Source organism: Microcella indica (assembly GCF_013414345.1).
GTDB lineage: Bacteria > Actinomycetota > Actinomycetes > Actinomycetales > Microbacteriaceae > Microcella > Microcella indica.
Map to the genome: position 1 here is coordinate 101,319 of NZ_CP058670.1, position 17,603 is coordinate 118,921.

Consider the following 17,603-nt stretch of genomic DNA (forward strand, 5'->3'; position numbering starts at 1 on the left):
CCGGTCTCCCTGAGCGCCGCCTGGCAGGTACCTGCGCCCTCCGAGCCTGCGCCCTACTCTGGGCGTGACCGCTCCGGCGACGACCGTCCGCGACCGAGAGGAGTCCGCCACGAGCGAGGCCCGCACTGCCGCCGCACCGTCACCCTCCACCGGGGGCGCCGCGCTCTCGCCGCCCACCCGCCGTCGTGCGCTGCGCATCCTCGTCGTCGTCCTCGCGATCGGCCAGCCGGTGTCGTCTCTCGTCTTCGACTGGCTGTCGCCCTCGACGCTGCAGTCGGGGGCCGAGTTCTCGCCGATCGTGCCGCCTGGCGCCTGGTTCGCGATCTGGGGCGTCATCATCGTCCTGAGCATCGCGTGGGCGCTCGCCCAGGTGCGGCCGTCGACGGTCACGGTCGACACGGGCATCCGCGACCGCCTCGCGGGGCCCACGGCGGTCGGCTTCGTCGCCGTCTCCCGCGGCTCGATCGTCTACGCGGTCACCGTCAGCTATGCGCTCGTCGGTGTGGGGCTGAGCACGGCGGAGGCCGGTCTCACGGCGCTCTGGATCACGTGCATCGCGGGCGTGAGCATCGTGTGGGCCTCGGTCATCGCCATCCGCCTGCTGGATGCTCGGCACCCCGCCCTCGGGGCGCGCAGTACCGAGGCTCACGGCCGCGCCCTCTGACCGCCCTCGGGCTCAGCTCACCCAGCCGAGCTGTCGCAGCCAGCGCGCGCACGCTGCCGTCCAGTCGGCGGCGTTGCCCGCCTGCTCGCCGTCCGGCACCCCGTCGACGAGGCCGAGGCCGTGGCGCCCACGGGGATACACGTGCAGCTCGTGCGGCACGGCGTGCGCCGCGAGAGCGGCCGCGAGCCGGTAGGCGTGCTCCACGGGCACGGCGGCATCCTCTGCGGTGTGCCAGAGGAACGTCGGCGGAGCATCCCGCGTCACCATACGGTCGACCGACAGCGCACGCCGCGTCCACGGCGCCGCCCACCGCCCCATGAGGTTGTGGCGCGAGCCGGCGTGCGTCGGCAGCTGCATCGACACGACCGGGTAGCAGAGGATCGCCGCGTCGACGAGGCGACTGGTCGCGGATGAGCGCGAGGGGCCCGACATCGCGGCGTGGCCGGCGAGGTGGCCTCCGGCCGAGAATCCGAGGATGCCCAGCCGCCCGACCCCGTCGGCCCGCAGCTCGGCGACCCGCGTGCGCACCGCGTCGATCGGGCCGGGGTGGCGCGCGGCGTTCCCGTTGACCGATGCCACCGGGTAGTGCAGCACGCTCGCCGACAGGCCGAGCGACCGCAGCCACTGCGCGACCGGCTCGCCCTCGTGGTCGGCGTGGTGGCCGTAGCCGCCGCCCGGCAGCACGATGATGTGCGGCACCGTGCCGTCCTCCGGCGCGCTCACGGGGTGCCCGCCGCGAAGACGGCGTTCTGCAGCTCGTCGGGCCGCACGGGGTGCCACGGCTCGCGCGCATCGAGCCGATTGGTGAGCAGCACGAGGCACAGGCCGGTGGCAGGGGAGAGCCAGAACTGGGTCATCGACCAGCCCTCGTGGCCGAAGACGCTGTGGTCGACGAGGCCGGGGCGGCGCGGCAGGTTCCAGCCGAGGCCGAAGTTCTCGAAGCGCTTGCGCGGCTCCGGGTCGATGATGAACAGCCCCTCCGTGCGAGGCCGCTGCATCGCGGCGAGCGTCGGTGGCGAGACGACTGCGCCGTCGCCGGCGAGGAGGGAGCGGCCGACCGCGAGCAGGTCCTCCGCGCTCGCCGCGAGGCCGGCGGCCGGATGCCGTTGCGCGAACATCGCCTCAGGGTCGTGCCCCATGACGTCCCCGCCGTGCACGCGCGGGGTGCCCGCCGTGTCGAAGGAGAGCCCCTCGGCGCCAACCGCGCTCGTGAGCTGCGCGAGCCGCGATTCGAGGGTGTCGCCCGTCGCGGATTCGAGGATCGCCGAGACGCCCGCCCACGCGAGGTTGTTGTAGCGGCGGGCGGTGCCGACGATCGTCTCGAGGGCCGTGCGCTCGATCGTCTCGTGCAGGCTCGTGGCGCCCGCGGGCATCGGAGCACCGAGCGGGTGGTCGACGATGCCGCTCGAATGGCTCATGAGGTGGGCGAGGGTGACGTCGGGGCTCAGGAACCCTGGCAGAGCATCCCGCAATCGGGCGTCGACAGTGAGGGAGCCCTGCTCGACTGACCGCATGACCGCGAGGGCCACGAGGGGCTTCGTGACCGAGTACAGCGCGAAGCGGTCCTCGGTCGTCGTCGGGCGGTCGTCGACGGCGCCGAAGGCCTCCAGATGCTGCGTGCAGGCGGCGTCGGTGATGCCGAGCACGGCGGCGGGGAAACGGCCGGCGTCGACGTGGCGCCGCACCCAGGCGGTAGCGGCGCTCCAGCGCGGATCGGCGGATGCGCCGCTCACGCCGCTGTGCCCGCTCATGCGACTGTGTCGGTCACGTGCGGCAGAACCTCGGCGGCGATGAGGTCGAGGTGCTCGAGGTCGGTCATGTCCATGCACTGAAGGTAGACGCGACGAGTGCCGAGGTCGGCGACGCGCTGCAGCTTCTCGACCACCTGCGAGGGGGTGCCGACGAGCACGCCCTCCTCGGCCGCGGCACCCGCCCGCCCGGGGTCTATGCCGGCCGCGGCGCAGCGACGCTCCAGCTCGGCTGGGGACGCCGCGACGATCGTCGGCAGCGCGACGGAGAGCGAGAGCGTGAGCGGATCGCGACCCTCGTCGCCGCACACGCGGTGCAGGTTCGCGAACGCGTCGCGAACCTTCTCCTCTCCCACGAAGCCGATGTTGAACTCGGTCGCGTTGCGGGCCGCGAGCTGCGGGGTGCGCTGCGGCCCCCCGCCGCCGACGATGAGCGGAACCGGCGATTGCACGGGCTTCGGCAGGGCGGGGGAGTCGGTCAGGGCGTAGTGGGCGCCGTCGAAGGCGAAGCGCTCGCCGACAGGGGTGCGCCACAGGCCCGTCACGATCGCGAGCTGCTCCTCGAGCATCCCGAATCGCTTCGTGGGAAAGGGGATGCCATACGCCGCGTGCTCCTGCGCGAACCAGCCCGTGCCGAGGCCGAGCTCCACCCGGCCGCCCGACATCGCATCGACCTGGGCGACCTGGATGGCGAGGATGCCCGGGTGGCGAAACGTCATCGATGACACGAGCGTGCCGAGGCGGATGCTGCTCGTCTCGCGCGCGAGGCCTGCGAGCGTCGTCCACGCATCCGTCGGGCCAGGCAGGCCGTCGCCGTCGCCCATGACCAGGTAGTGGTCGGAGCGGAACCAGCCGTCGAAGCCGAGCCTCTCGGCGTGCTGGGCCTGCCGCAGCATCGTCTCGTAGTCGGCCCCCTGCTGGGGCTCGGTGAAGACGCAGAACTCCATCGTGTGACCTCCGCCTTCGAGCCTAGAGGGCGCGGGCGGCGCCCGGCGCGGAGCTCGACTGCCTCAGGAATCGAGCGTGGCGAACGCCTCGTCGACGAGGGAGGCCAGCCCTTCGAGGTTCACCTTCTCGAGCGACGGGATCGTGAGAGCAGCGGCGCCCTGCTTGAGCGAGCCGAGCCGGCCCTGGTACTGGGCGAGCAGGTAGCCGCCCTCGGCGACCGCGTTCACGTAGAGGCTCACGTGCTTCTGCTGCTGCGCGAGGCCGAGCAGGAACCACTCGACGCTCTCGCCCTTCGGCCGGGGCTGCTCGATGCGCGCGTAGCCGATGATGCGCTGCTCGGTGCCGCCCCAGAACACGCCCTCCCAGAGCTCGCGCTCGCGGCCACCGAGCCGCTCGCCGATGAGCGCGTCGATCGCGCGCACGGTCTCGGCGTGCGGCCCGTCGAGACTCGCGAGGAACTCGTCGACGTCGGCACCGGTGCGCTCCATGGGGAGCCAGTGTAGGCGCGCTCGGCGGAGCGGGCCAGGAGCCCCTACTCTCGAAGCATGAGCATGCTCGACGGGCCCGGCGTCGTTCTCGGCGTGGCGTCGCTCGTGCTCGGGGAAGGCATGGAGCAGCGGCACGCCGAGCTCGTCGTGCGCGCGGGCGTCAACGCCGGCGCCGCGGCGCTCGACACGGCGCGGGCCTACGCCTCGGTCGAGGACGACGCTGTGGGCGAGCGGCTCGCCGTTGTCGCCGAGGAGCGTCGGCCGGGCATCCCGGTGATCACGAAGGCCGGCCACTACCGTCTCGGCACCGCCTCGTGGGACGCCGACGGCAGCGCCGCCCGGCTGCGCCGCGATGCGGAGCGCAGCGTCGAGGTGCTCGGGGGGCCACCCGCACTGCTACTGCTGCACCGCGCCGACCAGGTCGACGACGTCGCGGCATCGGTGCGCGCGCTCGACGAGCTGCGGCGCGAAGGGCTCGCGCTGCGGATCGGGGTCTCGAATGCCTCCGTGGAGATGCTCGAGCAGCTCGAGGGCATCGCCGAGATCGACGCCGTGCAGAACCGGCTCGGGCTCGGAGTCGAGTCTTTCGCCGAGTACCGGTACTGCCGTGAGCGCGGCATCGACTTCTTCGCCTACGCGCCCTTCGGCGGGCCGAGAGCCGCTCCTCTCGCGACGCGCGTGCCCCGGGTGGCGGCGCTCGCCGCCGAACGGGAGCTGTCGGTGCACCGACTCGCGCTCGCCGCGATGCTCGACGCGGTGCCCGGTTGCTGGCCGGTCATCGGGCCACGCCGCATCGAGAGCGCGGTCGACAGCATCCGCGCTCGCGAGCACGAGGTCGACGACGCGCTGCGCGCGGCGTTCGCTGACGATCTGACGTCGCGCGGGGTGTCGGTGCAGGAAGCCCCGAACGCGTGAGCGTGAGGAAGGACCCCGCCGCGACGACCACCACAGCGCCGCGACGGGGTCGGAGGGAGCGGAGATGCGCATCCCGCTCTCTCGAGGTCAGCCGCGCGGTATGAGCCGCTGCAGCTGAGTCACGTGGCCAGGCTCGAGCTCCTCGAGGGAGGTCACGCCGAGCAGGCGCATGGTGCGGGCGATCTCGGAGCCGAGGATCTCGATCGCCCGGTCGACGCCCTCGCGGCCGCCGGCCATGAGCCCGTAGAGGTAGGCGCGGCCGATCAGGGTGAAGCGTGCCCCGAGGGCGACGCTCGCGACGATGTCGGCGCCGGTCATGATGCCGGTGTCGAGGTGCACCTCGGTGTCGTTGCCGACCTCGCGCACGACCTCCGGCAGGAGGTGGAAGGGGATCGGCGCGCGGTCGAGCTGGCGCCCGCCGTGATTCGAGAGGGTGATGCCGTCGACACCCAGATCGGCGAGCCTCCTCGCGTCGTCGACGGTCTGCACGCCCTTGACGACGAGTTTGCCCGGCCACTGCTCCTTGATCCAGGCGAGGTCCTCGTAGGTGACCGTGGGGTCGAACATGGAGTCGAGAAGCTCGGCGACGGTGCCGTCCCAGCTGGAGAGGCTCGCGAAGGCGAGCGGCTCGGTGGTCAGGAAGTCCCACCACCACCACGGGCGGGGGATCGCGTTGGCGATCGTGCCGAGCGTGAGGGCCGGCGGAATCGAGAAGCCGTTGCGCTTGTCGCGCAGGCGCGCGCCGGCGACGGGCACGTCGACGGTGACGAGGAGAGTGTCGAAGCCGGCCTGCGCAGCGCGGTCGACGAGCTGCATCGACTTCTCGCGGTCCTTCCACATGTAGAGCTGGAACCAGTTGCGACCCTCGGGCGCCGATGCTCGAACGTCCTCGATGCTCGTCGTGCCCATCGTCGACAGCGAGAACGGGATGCCCGCCGCAGCGGCCGCGGAGGCACCAGCCTCCTCGCCCTCGGTCTGCATCATGCGCGTGAATCCGGTGGGCGCGATACCGAAGGGCAGCTCGACGCGCGACCCGAGCACATCCCAGCCGGTGTCGACGCGGCTGACGTCGCGCAGGATCGCGGGGTGGAACTGGATGTCTTCGAAGGCCTGCCGCGCACGCCCGAGCGAGATCTCGGCCTCCGCCGCACCTTCGGTGTAGTCGAAGGGCGCCTTCGGGGTGCGCCGCTGCGCGATCGCCCGCAGGTCGTGGATGGTCAGCGCGCTCTGCAGCCGCCGCTTCTTCGCGTCGAGCGTCGGCTTCTTGAACTTCATGAGCGGCGCGAGCTCGCTCGGGCGGGGGAAGCGGCGTTTCACCATGGGGCTAATCCTTTGCGTGTGTCTGGTCGTAATGGCCGAGGAGCCGGTCGCGGGCGCCCTCGATGTGGGCTCGGGTGAGCTGCCCGGCGACGGCAGCGTCGCCGCGGGCGACGGCATCGAGGATGCTCTGGTGCTGGTCGACCACATCCCCGAGGGCGAGCAGCCGGTGCGATTGCACCTGCCCGGTGCAGAGCTCGATCTCGCCCATGAGCAGCCCGTGCAGGCGTGCGAGGCGCGGCGAGTGCTGCGCTTCGACGAGGGCGCGGTGGAAGGTCACATCTGCGCGGGCCAGTGGCGCGGTGTCGCCGTCGTCGGCGACGAGTGCATCGCTCAGCATGCGCTGGGCCGCGACGGCGTCGGCGGGGTGTGTGCCGCTCTCGGCGAGGTTGCGCAGGGCGGCGACCTCCACGGTCGCGCGCGCGGCGTAGAGGTCGACGATGTCGTCACGGGTCAGCTCGGGCACGCGCGCGGTCTTGTGCGCGGTGCGTCGCAGCAGCCCGTCGGCGACGAGGCGCTCGAGCGCGACCTTCGCGGTGGGGCGGGCGACGCCGAAGCGGTCGGCGATCGCCTGCTCGGTCACGGCCGAGCCTGGAGCCTCGCGCTGCGTGAGGATGCTCTCCCGCAGCGCCTCGTAGACGGCGTCGGGCACGCGCGTCACAGCGAGGGCTTCGGCGGTCATGCGCTCGACCGTACCAGATTGTTAGACAAGTGTACGAGGAAAGTATGGGCGAGCCCGCGCGGCGACGGAGCTACCGCGCGGTGCTCGCGCGCACCACGAGTTCGGGTTGGAAGACGACCTCACGGGGGTCGAGCCCCGGGTCGGCCACGGCCTCGAGCAGCAGGTCGATCGCGGTGGAGCCGATGAGCTGGCTCGGCTGCCGCACCGACGTGAGGGGCACGACGGCCGCGCTCGCGAAGTCGATGTCGTCGTAGCCGACGAGGGCGATGTCGTCCGGCACACGCAGGCTGCCGGTCATGACGAGAGCCTGCAGCACGCCGACCGCGAGCAGGTCGTTGACGGCGAAGATCCCGTCCGGACGGTCGGCCGGAGTGCGCGCGGCGACCTCCTCGCCGCCACGTCGGCCGTCGACGACCGTGAGCCCGGGGGCGTTGATGATCTCGAGCGTCGAGTCGGAGACCTCGGCGATCGCCCGCCGTGCGCCTGTCACGCGGTCGGCGACCTGGCGGATGTCGAGCGGCCCCGCGAGGAGCGCGATGCGGCGACGGCCGATGTCGAGCAAGTGGCGCACGGCGAGGTACCCGCCCGCGACGTCGTCGACGGCGACGGAGGAGAACCCCGTGCCCTCGCCGCGCCGGTCGACGAGCACGGCCGGCGTGCCGCGCTCGCGCAGCCGCTCGAGCCGCTCGGTGACATCTCCGAGAGGAGAGATGAGCACGCCGTGCACGCGCTGCTCCTCGAAGAGGTCGAGGTAGGTGGATTCCCGTGCAGGGTCCTCGTCGCTGTTGCCGAGCAGGATCGACAGGCCCTCGGCGGCGGCGCGGTCCTCGGCGCCGCGCGCGAGCTCGGTGAAGAACGGGTTGCGCACGACGAGGACGACGAGCCCGACCGTGCGGCTGCGCCCGGCGCGCGAGGCCGACCCTGCGGGCCTCCACAATTCAGGAGATCCTGCACACGTGGTGCTGCCGCGGGTGCTGGATCCGCACGCTTCGGTCGCGGTCGATGCCGAAACTCCTGAATTGTCGGGATGCCGCAGCGGCATCGTTGTGGGGCCGGGTGCCGGCGACAACGCGGGCGCCGCACTCGGGCTCGGCGCGCGCCCCGGCGACGTCGTCGTCTCGATCGGCACGAGCGGCACCGTCTACGCCGTGAGCGCAGACCCGGTCGCGGATGCTCAGGGCACGGTCGCCGGGTTCGCCGACGCCGCGGGAGCCCACCTCCCGCTCGTCGCGACGCTCAACGCCGCGCGTGTGCTCGACGCCGTCGCGCGCCTGCTCGGTGTCGACCACGACGGTCTCGCCGAGCTCGCCCTCGCCGCGCAGCCCGGCGCCGACGGCCTCGTGCTGCACCCGTACTTCGAAGGCGAGCGCACTCCCAACCTGCCCGACGCGACCGCGACGCTCACCGGCCTCACGCTCGCGAGCACGACGCGGGAGAACCTCGCGCGCGCGGCGGTCGAGGGCATGCTGTGCGGCCTCGCCGACGGGCTCGACTCGATCACGGGCCTCGGCGTGCCGGCTGAGCGCATCCTGCTCATCGGCGGTGCTGCGCGCAGCGCCGCGGTCGGGCCCGTCGCGGCGCAGGTGTTCGGCGTGCCGGTCGTCATCCCCAAACCGGGTGAGTACGTCGCCCTCGGCGCCGCCGCGCAGGCGGCCTGGGCGCTCGGCGACGCGCGGCCCGAGTGGCCCGTCGAGACCTGGGCCGAGCATCCCGCCGATGCGCGCCCGGTGATTCGAGAGCAGTACGCCGCACAGGGCTAGCCTGGGGGCATGGCCGAGACGCGCTCCGCCCCGCCGATGCCGATCGTGACGCTCACGATCAACCCCGCGCTCGACGTGAGCACCTCCACCGAGCGCGTGCGTCCCGAGCACAAGATGCGCTGCGGCCCGAGCCGCGTCGACCCGGGCGGCGGGGGCATCAACGTGAGCCGGGTCATCCGGCGCCTCGGGGGTCAGTCGACGGCGATCTACGCGCTCGGCGGGCCGACCGGTCAGGCCTACCGCCAGCTGCTCGAGGCCGAGGGCATCATCGGTCGGGTCATCCCGATCGGCGGGTCGACGCGCGAGAACGTCACCATCGACGAGACGTCGACGGGCGACCAGTTCCGGTTCGTGCTGCAGGGCCCCGAGCTGAGCGACCGCGAGTGGCAGGCCGCGCTCGATGCGACGGAGGATGCGAGCAGGCTCGGCGGCTACGTCGTGCTGAGCGGCTCGCTCGCCCCGGGCGTTCCCGACGACTTCTACGCCCAGGCGACCCGAGCCGCCCACCGCCACGGCGCCCGTGCGGTCGTGGATGCCTCGGGCGAGGCGCTCGAGGCGGCGCTGGACGAGGGCGTCTTCCTCATCAAGCCGAGCGGACGCGAGCTCGGCGAGCTCGTCGGCGCGACCCTCACGACGATCGAGGATCGCGTCGCGGCCGCTGAGGAGCTCGTGCGGCGAGGCAGCGTCGAGACCGTCGCCCTCACCCTCGGCGGCGACGGTGCCGTGCTCGTGAACCGCGAGGGCACGACGCGGTTGCGTCCGCCCCCGATCGAGGTCGCCTCGACGGTCGGTGCGGGCGACAGCTTCCTCGCCGGGGTCGTGCTGCGCCTCGCCGAGGGGCGCGACATCGCGGAGGCGTTCCGCGCTGGAGTGGCGGCGGGGGCCGCCGCGGCGATGACAGCCGCGACCGAGCTGTGCCATCGCGATGATGTGGAGCGTCTCGAGAGCGAGTTGGCGGAGGCGTCGCACTGACGCTGTGCGCGGGAACGCCACCGGAGAGCGGCGTTCGAGGAAACATCGCCGCAATACTGCCCGAGTAGGGTGGGTCCATGGCCGACCTGTTCGAGGGATACGCGCCGACGCCGACTCGGCGCGGCTCCGCGGTCGCCTTCGACGAGATGTTCGCCCCCGACAGCGAGGTGCGCCTGCCCTACCGGCAGATCCATCAGGCTCTCGCCCAGATGAGCACCGACGAGCTGCGCGGCCGCACCGAGGCGCTCGCCGACAGCTATCTCGCACAGGGCGTCACCTTCGACTTCGCCGGCGAGGAGCGACCCTTCCCGCTCGACGCCGTTCCTCGCGTCATCGACCGTGCCGAGTGGGTCGACGTCGAGCGCGGCATCGCCCAGCGCGTGCGGGCTCTGGAGCGCTTCCTCTCCGACATCTACGGGCCGCAGAAGGCCATCGCCGACGGCGTCATCCCGGCCGGCATCATCTCCTCCTCCTCGCACTTCCACCGCGCCGCGGCGGGCATCCAGAGCGCGAACGGCGTGCGCATCCAGGTCTCCGGCATCGACCTCATCCGCGACGAGCACGGCGCGTGGCGCGTGCTCGAAGACAATGTGCGCGTGCCGAGCGGCGTGAGCTACGTCATCTCGAATCGCCGCGTCATGGCGCAGACGCTGCCCGAGCTGTTCGTCTCGATGCGCGTGCGCCCGGTCGGCGACTACCCGAACCAGCTCCTGCACGCCCTGCGCGCCTCGGCGCCGAGCGGGGTGGGGGAGCCGACGGTCGTCGTCCTCACGCCGGGCGTCTACAACTCGGCGTACTTCGAGCACACGCTCCTCGCGCGCCTTATGGGCGTCGAGCTCGTCGAGGGTCGCGACCTGTTCTGCTCGGGCGGGCGCGTCTTCATGCGCACGACGAGCGGCCCGCAGCGCGTCGATGTGATTTACCGCCGCGTCGACGACGAGTTCCTCGACCCGCTGACGTTCCGCGCCGACTCGATGCTGGGCACGCCCGGCCTCATGCTCGCGGCGCGCCTGGGCAACGTGACGATCGCGAACGCGGTCGGCAACGGCGTCGCCGACGACAAGCTCGTCTACACCTACATGCCCGATCTGGTGCGGTACTACCTCGATGAGGACCCGATCATCCCCAACGTGGACACCTGGCGCCTGGAGGAGCCGGATGCTCTCGCCGAGGTTCTCGACCGCCTCGACGAGCTCGTGGTGAAGCCCGTCGACGGCTCGGGCGGCAAGGGGCTCGTGGTGGGTCCGGCGGCCGGCCGGCAGGAGCTCGACGAGCTGCGCACGCGGCTCATCGCCGACCCCCGAGGGTGGATCGCGCAGCCGGTCGTGCAGCTCTCCACCATTCCGACGCTCGTCGATGAGGGCATCCGGCCGCGTCATGCCGACCTGCGGCCTTTCGCGGTCAATGACGGCAGCGATGTCTGGGTGCTGCCCGGCGGCCTCACGCGCGTCGCCCTCCCCGAGGGGCAGCTCGTCGTGAACTCCTCGCAGGGCGGCGGCTCGAAAGACACCTGGGTCGTCGGCCGACAGGCGATGGTCTCCGACAGCCACGACATCCAGGGCATCGTCACCGAGCAGGCGACGGTCACGCAGTCGATCCCGATCATCACGGATGCCCACGCGCACCTGCCCGACCACAATCCGCAGGACGATCCTCGGCAGGACCAGCAACAGCAGCAGCAGCAAAGCGCGAAGAAGAACCCGAGCAATGGCGCTCCCCGTGGCAAGGGGGAGGCATCATGATGCTCAGCCGGATCGCCGAGAGCCTGTTCTGGATCGGCCGCTACGTGGAGCGCGCAGACGGCACCGCCCGCATTCTCGACGTGCACCTGCAGCTGCTGCTCGAGGACCCCTGGATCGACGAGGACACCGCGTGCCGGTCGCTCCTGAGCGTCATGGGCAGCGCCGTGGCGCCGGACCATGCCCTCACGCGCGGCGATGTGCTGAGCATCCTCGCCGTCGACCGGTCGCACCCCGCCTCGATTGCCTACTCGATCGGCGCAGCGCGCGAGAACGCGCGCCGCGCCCGCGAGGTCGTGAGCACGGAGCTGTGGGAGGCCCTCAACACGACGCGCGCCCGAATGCCGCGCCGCGTCGCCAACGACAAGGTGCACGAGTTCTTCGGCTGGGTGCGCGAGCGGTCGGCGCTCGCCGTCGGCATCGTCGAGTCGTCGTCGAGCCGCGACGAGTCGTGGAGCTTCTTCACGCTCGGTCGCAGCCTCGAGCGCGCCGACATGACCGCGCGCCTGCTCGCGACGCGCTCGCTCACCGAGGCCTCGGGTCCGTCGTGGACGACGATCCTGCGCAGCTGCGGCGCCTACGAGGCCTACCTGCGCACCTACCGCGGTGTACCGAGCGCCACGAATGCCGCCGAGTTCCTCCTGCTCGACCGGCTGTTCCCGCGCAGCATCCTCTACTCGGTCACGCGAGCCGAGAACTGCCTGCGCGACATCGAGCCGCGCGGCACGGGTCGGGCGGGCGTCGGCGATGCAGCCCTGCGCCAGCTCGGGCAGATCCGCAGCGAGCTCGAGTACCGCCCGATTCACGACATCCTCGACGACCTGCAGCGCCACATGGACGCGGTGCAGTCGGCGACGAGCTCGGCGAGCGAGGCCGTGCGTCAGCGCTACTTCCCGACGAACGCCGCTCCGAGCTGGGTGGGGGAGTCGTCATGAACCGCTTGCGCGTGCGCCACGTCACGGGCTTCCACTACGAGGGCGACGTCACCGCGTCGTACAACGAGGCGCGCATGCTGCCGGCGAGCTCGGACGGCCAGCTCGTGCTCTTCTCGCATCTCGACATCACGCCGCACTCGGCGCTGCACCACTACACCGACTACTTCGGCACCCGCGCGACGGCGTTCGAGCAGCTCGAGCAGCACCACGAGCTCGCCCTCACGGCCGACAGCCTCGTCGAGGTGCGCGAGCGTCCGGTGAACGGGGAGCCGATCGGGTGGGATGCTCTGCGCGCGCTCTTCGACCGCTCGATCGCCCTCGTGGAGAGCACGCGGCAGACGCGCCTCACGATGCCGCCCGAGGAGGTCGCCGAGCGCGCCCGCGAGCTCGGCGGGTCCCTGCCGCCCGCGGAGGCCGCGCGCGCCATCTGCGACTGGGTGCACGAGAAGGTCGAGTACATGTCGGGCGTGACGGGCGTGCACACGACCGCCGCGGAGGCCTGGCAGGACCAGCGCGGTGTGTGCCAGGACATCGCGCATCTCGCGCTCGGGGCCATGCGCACCGCGGGCATTCCGGCGCGTTACGTGAGCGGCTACCTGCACCCGGTTCCGGATGCCCAGATCGGCGAGACCGTGGCGGGCGAGTCGCACGCCTGGGTGGAGTGGTTCGACGGCGGCTGGCGCGGCTACGACCCCACGAACGCGATCGAGATCGGCGACCGTCACGTCATCGTCGGCCGCGGCCGCGACTACACCGACGTGCCGCCGCTGCGCGGCGTCTACGCGGGGCCGGCGAGCTCGCGCCTCTTCGTCACGGTGGAGATCACGCGCGAGGCGTGAGCGCCCCGCCCCCTACGACTTGCGCGTCTCCGCCTCGATGACCGCGAGCTCCTGCGTCGCCGTCTCCCGGTTGCGCAGGCGCTTCGAGTAGTCGTCGCCGTCGTAGGCGACGGTCATGCGCCACCAGCGGTCGTCGGCGTGGCGGCGGCCGACGCGCAGGTTGCGGGTCGAGCGCATCCAGAGGATGGCGATGATCGCGGCGAAGAGCCCGCCGAGGGAGCCCGCGACGATCGCCCAGCGGGGCCCGGCCTCGTTGGCGATGAGGCCGACGAGGGGGGCGCCGAGCGGGGTGCCGCCCATGAAGACGGTCAGGTAGAGCGCGAGGACGCGCCCGCGAATGGATGCCCGGGTCGTGGTCTGCACGTAGGCGTTGGCCGAGGTCACCATCGTCATGGCGGTGAACCCGACCGGGACGAGGGCTACCGCGAAGAGCTCGAAGGTGGGCATGAGGGCCGCGGTCGCCATGGAGGCGGAGAGTCCGAGCGAGGCGAGCACGATGACGCGCAGTCGCGGCCGCACGCGACGCGCGGCGGCGAGGGCTCCCGCCACGGAGCCGACGGCGACGACGGAGGAGAGCAGGCCGAATTCGCTCGCCCCGCGTCCGAACTCCACCCGCGCCATGGTCGCCGTGAAGATCGCGAAGTTGAAGCCGACGGTGCCGATGAGGAAGATCATCGCGAAGATGACGAGCAGATCGCCGCGGCGACGCACGTATCGGATGCCCTCCCGCAGCTGCCCCCGGCCCTTGTTCGTCTTCCGTATCGGCTGCAGCCGATCGGAGCGCAGGAGGGCGATGGCGACGAGCATCGCCGAGAAGGTGAGCACGTTGATGAGCACGACCCAGCCTGCTCCGAGAAGGGCAACGAGCAGGCCTGCGATGCCGGGCCCGATGAGACGAGCTCCATTGAACGAGGTCGAGTTGAGGGCGACCGCGTTGGGCAGGTCGTCCTTGCCGACGAGCTCGCCCACGAACGTCTGTCGGGCCGGAGCCTCGGCGGCGGTCGTGATGCCGAGGCCGAGAGCGAGCGCGTAGACCATCCACAGTTCGGCGACGCCGGTGAGAATGATGATGCCGAGCACGAGTGCCAGGAGCGCCTGCACCGACTGGGTGGTCGCGATGAGCCGTCGCCCGGCGAGGCGGTCGGCGATGATGCCCGCGTATGGCCCGATGACGAGCGCCGGGCCGAACTGCAGGGCGAGGGTGATGCCCACCGCGGCGGCGTCGTTGTCGGTGAGCTCGGTGAGCACGTACCAGTCCTGCGCGGTCCGCTGCATCCAGGTACCGATGTTGGAGACGATCGCGCCGATGAACCAGATGCGGTAGTTCAGGATTCCGAGCGATCGGAACGTCGCGCTCACGAACTGGCGAGGCGGCGCAGGATCGGTCGCACCGCCTCGAGGGCTCGCCGCTCGGTGGCGGTGAGTGCTTCGAGCTGCTCGTGGAACCAGGCGTTGCGTAGCCGGCGGGTCTCGGCGACGAGCTCGTGACCCGCCGGGGTGATCGTGACCCACACTTGGCGCGCATCCTCGCTGCTGGGTTCTCGCGTGATGAACCCGGAGGCCTCGAGGCCGTTGAGGGTGCGATTGATGCTCGGCGGGCTCACGCGCTCATGCTCGGCGAGGGCACCGGGCGTCGTGCGACTGCCGGCGACGAGTCGCCACAGAACACTCAGCTGGCTGTCGGTGACGCCGCTGCCGGCACGCTCGGCGCGAATGCGGCGGGCCACCTGCTGCAGGAGGACTCGCAGCTCTTCATCCGGGTCGGTCGTCGTGGCCATGATGCCCTTAGCCTAGCTCATTACCTCGGCTAACCACTGGGCGACGCATACGATGGGCGTCAGGAGGATCCGCCATGCCCACATTTATCGCCGAGCGCGAGCACCGCACCGTCACCGACGCGCACGGCGTCGTCGTGCACTACTACGTGTGGGCGCCCGGCAAGCCGCGCGGTGCCGTGCAGATCGCGCACGGGGTGGGCGAGCACGCGCTGCGCTACGAGGCGCTCGCGCAGTCCCTCGTCACCGCCGGCTACGTCGTCTACGCCGACGACCATCGCGGCCACGGCCAGACCGGTGTCGAGTACTGGGGCGGTGACCTCAGCAAGATCGGCAAGCTCGGCGTCGGGGGCCTCCGGGCGACGCAGCAGAACCTGCTCGACCTCGCCGAGCTCGTGCGCCTCGACTACCCCGACCTCCCCTTCGCGCTCATCGGCCACTCCTGGGGCTCGCTCATGGCGCAGAACCTCCTCAACGAGGGCCCTGTGCCGTGGGACGCGGTCGTCCTCACCGGCACGGCGTACCGCACGCCGTTGGCGATGAACGGCGGCGACCTCAACGCGCGGCACAAGCACCTCGGCACGACGGGTGCGGAGTGGCTCAGCCGCGACCCGGCCGTCTCGGAGGCCTTCGCGGCCGACCCGCTCACGACCGACGCGAAGGTGCTGCAGCTCTTCGGCCTTCGCGACGGCCTCCGCCTCTACGGCACACCGAAGCGCGTCGAGCGGCCGATGCCGGTGCTCATCATGGTGGGCGACGACGACCCGCTCGGCGGCGAGGCGAGTGCCAAGAAGCTCGCCGACGCCTATCTGCAGCGCGGCGGCCTCACCGATGTCGAGCTCATCGTGTACGAGGGCGCCCGGCATGAGGTCTTCAACGAGACCAACCAGGTCGAGGTGCGCGCCGACCTCGTCGCCTGGCTCGACGACCGGCTGCTCGCCGGCTCCTAGCCGGCCGCGTCCGTCTCGGGCGTCCTGCCCACGGGCATCGAGATCGCCGTCAGCACGACCACGCTCGGCTCGAGCGCGTCGAGACGGTGCACACCGTCGGGGATGCGCGCGATCATCCCTGCGTCCATGTCGATCGTGCGGGTCGCATCGCTGAGGCGCACTCGTCCGCGCACGACCTGCAGCACCGCCTCGCCCGGGTTCCGATGGTCCGGCAGCGCCCCTCCCTCGGCGAATCCGATCGCCGTCATGCGCAGAGTCTCGTGATCGAGGTCGATGCGCTGCGCACTGCGCCCCTGAGGGCTGTCGGCGGCTTGGGCTATCAGGTGGTCGGCCAACGTGGGCAGGTGCAGGGCGATCGGATCCATGCCCGCACCCTACGCCGACGTCCGCACCCGCGCGTCGCGGTCAGCAGTAGGGTGGGTGCCCTGAAGGCGGGGTCTCCCGCCACCTGCACCGCCGACCTTGATTCCGGCGGGCACCGTCTCGAACGAAAGCGCTCCGCCATGTCGATCACGTCCTCGTCGCCGTCCCTGCGAAGGGTCGTGGACCCGATTCTCGAGACCGTCGCCGCTCGAAACCCGGGGGAACCCGAGTACATGCAGGCCGTGCACGAGGTGCTGGAGTCGATCGCACCGGTGCTCGACGAGCGCCCCGACTACGTCGAGGCGGGAATCCTCGAGAGGCTCGTCGAGCCCGAGCGCCAGGTGGTCTTCCGCGTGCCGTGGGTCGACGACGACAATCGCGTGCAGGTCTCTCGCGGGTTCCGCGTGCAGTTCAACTCGGCCCTGGGGCCGTACAAGGGCGGCCTGCGATTCCACTCGAGCGTCAACCTCGGCATCGTCAAGTTCCTCGGCTTCGAACAGATCTTCAAGAACGCCCTGACCGCTCAGGGCATCGGCGGGGCCAAGGGTGGGAGCGACTTCGACCCGCACGGCAGGAGCGACGGCGAGGTCATGCGCTTCTGCCAGAGCTTCATGGATGAGCTCTACCGGCATCTCGGCGAGCACACCGACATTCCCGCGGGAGACATCGGTGTGGGTGCTCGCGAGATCGGCTACCTGTTCGGGCGCTACCGCAAGATCATGAACCGGCACGAGTCCGGCATGTTCACCGGCAAGGGCGTTGCCTGGGGTGGGGCGGAGGTGCGCACGGAGGCCACCGGCTACGGCACGGTCTTCTTCCTCGAGCAGATGCTCGAACGCAGCGGCCGTGCGATCGAGGGATTGAACGCTGTGGTGTCCGGGTCCGGCAACGTCGCGCTCTATGCGATCGAGAAGATCCAGCAGCTGGGGGGAACAGCCATCACGGCGTCCGACTCCTCCGGTTACGTCGTCGATGAGAAGGGCATCGACCTCGATCTGCTCAAGCAGGTCAAGGAGGTCGAGCGCTTGCGCGTGAGCGACTACGCCGAACGTCGACCGGGTGCTCACTTCGTGCGCGCAGGCTCCGTGTGGGACGTGCCCACCGATATCGCGCTCCCCTGCGCCACTCAGAACGAGCTGGACGGCGCGGCGGCGGCCACCCTCGTTCGGCAGGGCGTCACCGCTGTGGCAGAGGGGGCGAACATGCCGTGCACGCCGGAGGCCATCGAGGCCTTCAGGGAGTCCTCAGTGCTCTTCGCGCCGGGGAAGGCTGCCAACGCGGGCGGAGTCGCGACGAGTGCTCTGGAGATGAGCCAGAACGCATCGCGCCAGCGCTGGAGCTTCGCCGACAGTGAGGATCGCTTGCGCGCCATCATGACGTCCGTGCACGACATGACCTACGAGTCATCGGAACGCCATGGCGCGCGGGGGGACTACGTGATCGGAGCCAACACGGCGTCCTTCGTGAAGGTCGCCGACGCGATGCTCGCGCAAGGCGTGATCTAAACG

General features: G+C 71.4%; 18 protein-coding genes and 1 pseudogene. 9 read left to right on the forward strand and 10 right to left on the reverse strand.

Annotated elements, in window-relative coordinates:
- The first annotated feature begins 64 nt into the window (after positions 1-64).
- A complete protein-coding gene (locus tag HUJ41_RS00480) occupies positions 65-664 on the forward strand; it encodes a hypothetical protein (RefSeq protein WP_179872902.1) in 600 nt (199 codons plus the stop codon).
- Between the two features lie 12 nt (positions 665-676).
- Here the strand turns inward: HUJ41_RS00480 and HUJ41_RS00485 are convergent, their stop codons facing one another.
- From HUJ41_RS00485 to HUJ41_RS00500, 4 genes are all read right to left on the reverse strand, one after another.
- Positions 677-1,387, reverse strand: a complete 711-nt coding sequence (locus tag HUJ41_RS00485) for an alpha/beta hydrolase (RefSeq protein ID WP_179872903.1) — start codon at positions 1,385-1,387, stop codon at positions 677-679.
- The gene (locus HUJ41_RS00490) at positions 1,384-2,415 is read right to left on the reverse strand and encodes a serine hydrolase domain-containing protein (protein WP_179872904.1); all 1,032 of its coding nucleotides are present in this window, start codon (positions 2,413-2,415) and stop codon (positions 1,384-1,386) included. Before HUJ41_RS00490 ends, HUJ41_RS00485 begins: the two co-directional genes overlap by 4 nt.
- Positions 2,412-3,359, reverse strand: coding sequence for an LLM class F420-dependent oxidoreductase (locus HUJ41_RS00495; protein ID WP_179872905.1), 948 nt, complete (start codon positions 3,357-3,359; stop codon positions 2,412-2,414). The genes HUJ41_RS00490 and HUJ41_RS00495 overlap by 4 nt, the downstream gene beginning before the upstream one ends.
- Before the next feature lie 63 nt (positions 3,360-3,422).
- Entirely contained in the window at positions 3,423-3,848 is a 426-nt protein-coding gene (locus tag HUJ41_RS00500) for a DUF1801 domain-containing protein (RefSeq protein WP_152582568.1), read from the reverse strand.
- Positions 3,849-3,905: 57 nt separating this feature from the next.
- Here HUJ41_RS00500 and HUJ41_RS00505 point away from each other — a divergent pair, with 57 nt between their 5' ends.
- Positions 3,906-4,763, forward strand: coding sequence for an aldo/keto reductase (locus HUJ41_RS00505; protein WP_152582569.1), 858 nt, complete (start codon positions 3,906-3,908; stop codon positions 4,761-4,763).
- Between the two features lie 87 nt (positions 4,764-4,850).
- Here the strand turns inward: HUJ41_RS00505 and HUJ41_RS00510 are convergent, their stop codons facing one another.
- From HUJ41_RS00510 to HUJ41_RS00520, 3 genes are all read right to left on the reverse strand, one after another.
- Positions 4,851-6,083, reverse strand: a complete 1,233-nt coding sequence (locus HUJ41_RS00510) for an alpha-hydroxy acid oxidase (RefSeq protein ID WP_179872906.1) — start codon at positions 6,081-6,083, stop codon at positions 4,851-4,853.
- Between the two features lie 4 nt (positions 6,084-6,087).
- Entirely contained in the window at positions 6,088-6,762 is a 675-nt protein-coding gene (locus HUJ41_RS00515) for a GntR family transcriptional regulator (protein WP_179872907.1), read from the reverse strand.
- A 70-nt stretch (positions 6,763-6,832) separates the two neighbouring features.
- Positions 6,833-7,699 carry a substrate-binding domain-containing protein gene (locus HUJ41_RS00520; protein ID WP_246299269.1) on the reverse strand — a complete coding sequence of 289 codons (867 nt, stop codon included), beginning with the start codon at positions 7,697-7,699 and terminating at the stop codon, positions 6,833-6,835.
- A gap of 19 nt (positions 7,700-7,718) precedes the next feature.
- Between HUJ41_RS00520 and HUJ41_RS00525 the strand changes: the two are divergent.
- The 5 genes and pseudogenes from HUJ41_RS00525 to HUJ41_RS00545 form a co-directional block, all read left to right on the forward strand.
- A pseudogene (locus HUJ41_RS00525) lies at positions 7,719-8,522 on the forward strand (FGGY-family carbohydrate kinase); the annotation flags it as partial.
- A gap of 9 nt (positions 8,523-8,531) precedes the next feature.
- Positions 8,532-9,494 carry a 1-phosphofructokinase family hexose kinase gene (locus tag HUJ41_RS00530; RefSeq protein ID WP_218925618.1) on the forward strand — a complete coding sequence of 321 codons (963 nt, stop codon included), beginning with the start codon at positions 8,532-8,534 and terminating at the stop codon, positions 9,492-9,494.
- A gap of 77 nt (positions 9,495-9,571) precedes the next feature.
- Positions 9,572-11,236: a circularly permuted type 2 ATP-grasp protein gene (locus HUJ41_RS00535; protein ID WP_152582574.1), complete on the forward strand. Its 1,665-nt coding sequence runs from the start codon at positions 9,572-9,574 to the stop codon at positions 11,234-11,236.
- Positions 11,236-12,168, forward strand: a complete 933-nt coding sequence (locus tag HUJ41_RS00540; protein WP_152582615.1) for an alpha-E domain-containing protein — start codon at positions 11,236-11,238, stop codon at positions 12,166-12,168. The genes HUJ41_RS00535 and HUJ41_RS00540 overlap by 1 nt, the downstream gene beginning before the upstream one ends.
- Positions 12,165-13,007, forward strand: a complete 843-nt coding sequence (locus HUJ41_RS00545) for a transglutaminase family protein (protein WP_179872910.1) — start codon at positions 12,165-12,167, stop codon at positions 13,005-13,007. The genes HUJ41_RS00540 and HUJ41_RS00545 overlap by 4 nt, the downstream gene beginning before the upstream one ends.
- 12 nt (positions 13,008-13,019) lie before the next feature.
- On the opposite strand, the gene HUJ41_RS00550 is transcribed toward HUJ41_RS00545, so the two are convergent.
- Positions 13,020-14,366 (reverse strand): MFS transporter, encoded by a 1,347-nt coding sequence (locus tag HUJ41_RS00550; protein WP_152582576.1) that lies wholly within the window; start codon positions 14,364-14,366, stop codon positions 13,020-13,022.
- The gene (locus tag HUJ41_RS00555) at positions 14,363-14,785 is read right to left on the reverse strand and encodes a MarR family winged helix-turn-helix transcriptional regulator (protein WP_152582577.1); all 423 of its coding nucleotides are present in this window, start codon (positions 14,783-14,785) and stop codon (positions 14,363-14,365) included. The genes HUJ41_RS00550 and HUJ41_RS00555 overlap by 4 nt, the downstream gene beginning before the upstream one ends.
- 74 nt (positions 14,786-14,859) lie before the next feature.
- Between HUJ41_RS00555 and HUJ41_RS00560 the strand changes: the two genes are divergently transcribed.
- Complete coding sequence (locus tag HUJ41_RS00560) at positions 14,860-15,732, forward strand: alpha/beta fold hydrolase (RefSeq protein WP_179872911.1); 873 nt, start codon at positions 14,860-14,862, stop codon at positions 15,730-15,732.
- Here the strand turns inward: HUJ41_RS00560 and HUJ41_RS00565 are convergent.
- Positions 15,729-16,097: a cupin domain-containing protein gene (locus HUJ41_RS00565; RefSeq protein ID WP_152582579.1), complete on the reverse strand. Its 369-nt coding sequence runs from the start codon at positions 16,095-16,097 to the stop codon at positions 15,729-15,731. The two genes, HUJ41_RS00560 and HUJ41_RS00565, sit on opposite strands and share 4 nt — an antisense overlap.
- Positions 16,098-16,235: 138 nt before the next feature.
- On the opposite strand from HUJ41_RS00565, the gene gdhA reads away from it, so the two are divergent.
- Positions 16,236-17,600, forward strand: coding sequence for an NADP-specific glutamate dehydrogenase (gdhA, locus tag HUJ41_RS00570; RefSeq protein ID WP_152582580.1), 1,365 nt, complete (start codon positions 16,236-16,238; stop codon positions 17,598-17,600).
- Positions 17,601-17,603: the final 3 nt, after the last annotated feature.

Excerpts from the sequence above, each read along its gene's own strand:
- HUJ41_RS00490 (WP_179872904.1), bottom strand. The coding sequence starts at position 2,415 with ATGAGCGGGCACAGCGGCGTGAGCGGCGCATCCGCCGATCCGCGCTGG.
- HUJ41_RS00495 (WP_179872905.1), bottom strand. The coding sequence starts at position 3,359 with ATGGAGTTCTGCGTCTTCACCGAGCCCCAGCAGGGGGCCGACTACGAG.
- HUJ41_RS00500 (WP_152582568.1), bottom strand. The coding sequence starts at position 3,848 with ATGGAGCGCACCGGTGCCGACGTCGACGAGTTCCTCGCGAGTCTCGAC.
- HUJ41_RS00505 (WP_152582569.1), top strand. The coding sequence starts at position 3,906 with ATGAGCATGCTCGACGGGCCCGGCGTCGTTCTCGGCGTGGCGTCGCTC.
- HUJ41_RS00510 (WP_179872906.1), bottom strand. The coding sequence starts at position 6,083 with ATGGTGAAACGCCGCTTCCCCCGCCCGAGCGAGCTCGCGCCGCTCATG.
- HUJ41_RS00515 (WP_179872907.1), bottom strand. The coding sequence starts at position 6,762 with ATGACCGCCGAAGCCCTCGCTGTGACGCGCGTGCCCGACGCCGTCTAC.
- HUJ41_RS00530 (WP_218925618.1), top strand. The coding sequence starts at position 8,532 with ATGGCCGAGACGCGCTCCGCCCCGCCGATGCCGATCGTGACGCTCACG.
- HUJ41_RS00535 (WP_152582574.1), top strand. The coding sequence starts at position 9,572 with ATGGCCGACCTGTTCGAGGGATACGCGCCGACGCCGACTCGGCGCGGC.
- HUJ41_RS00540 (WP_152582615.1), top strand. The coding sequence starts at position 11,236 with ATGCTCAGCCGGATCGCCGAGAGCCTGTTCTGGATCGGCCGCTACGTG.
- HUJ41_RS00545 (WP_179872910.1), top strand. The coding sequence starts at position 12,165 with ATGAACCGCTTGCGCGTGCGCCACGTCACGGGCTTCCACTACGAGGGC.
- HUJ41_RS00555 (WP_152582577.1), bottom strand. The coding sequence starts at position 14,785 with ATGGCCACGACGACCGACCCGGATGAAGAGCTGCGAGTCCTCCTGCAG.
- HUJ41_RS00560 (WP_179872911.1), top strand. The coding sequence starts at position 14,860 with ATGCCCACATTTATCGCCGAGCGCGAGCACCGCACCGTCACCGACGCG.
- HUJ41_RS00565 (WP_152582579.1), bottom strand. The coding sequence starts at position 16,097 with ATGGATCCGATCGCCCTGCACCTGCCCACGTTGGCCGACCACCTGATA.
- gdhA (WP_152582580.1), top strand. The coding sequence starts at position 16,236 with ATGTCGATCACGTCCTCGTCGCCGTCCCTGCGAAGGGTCGTGGACCCG.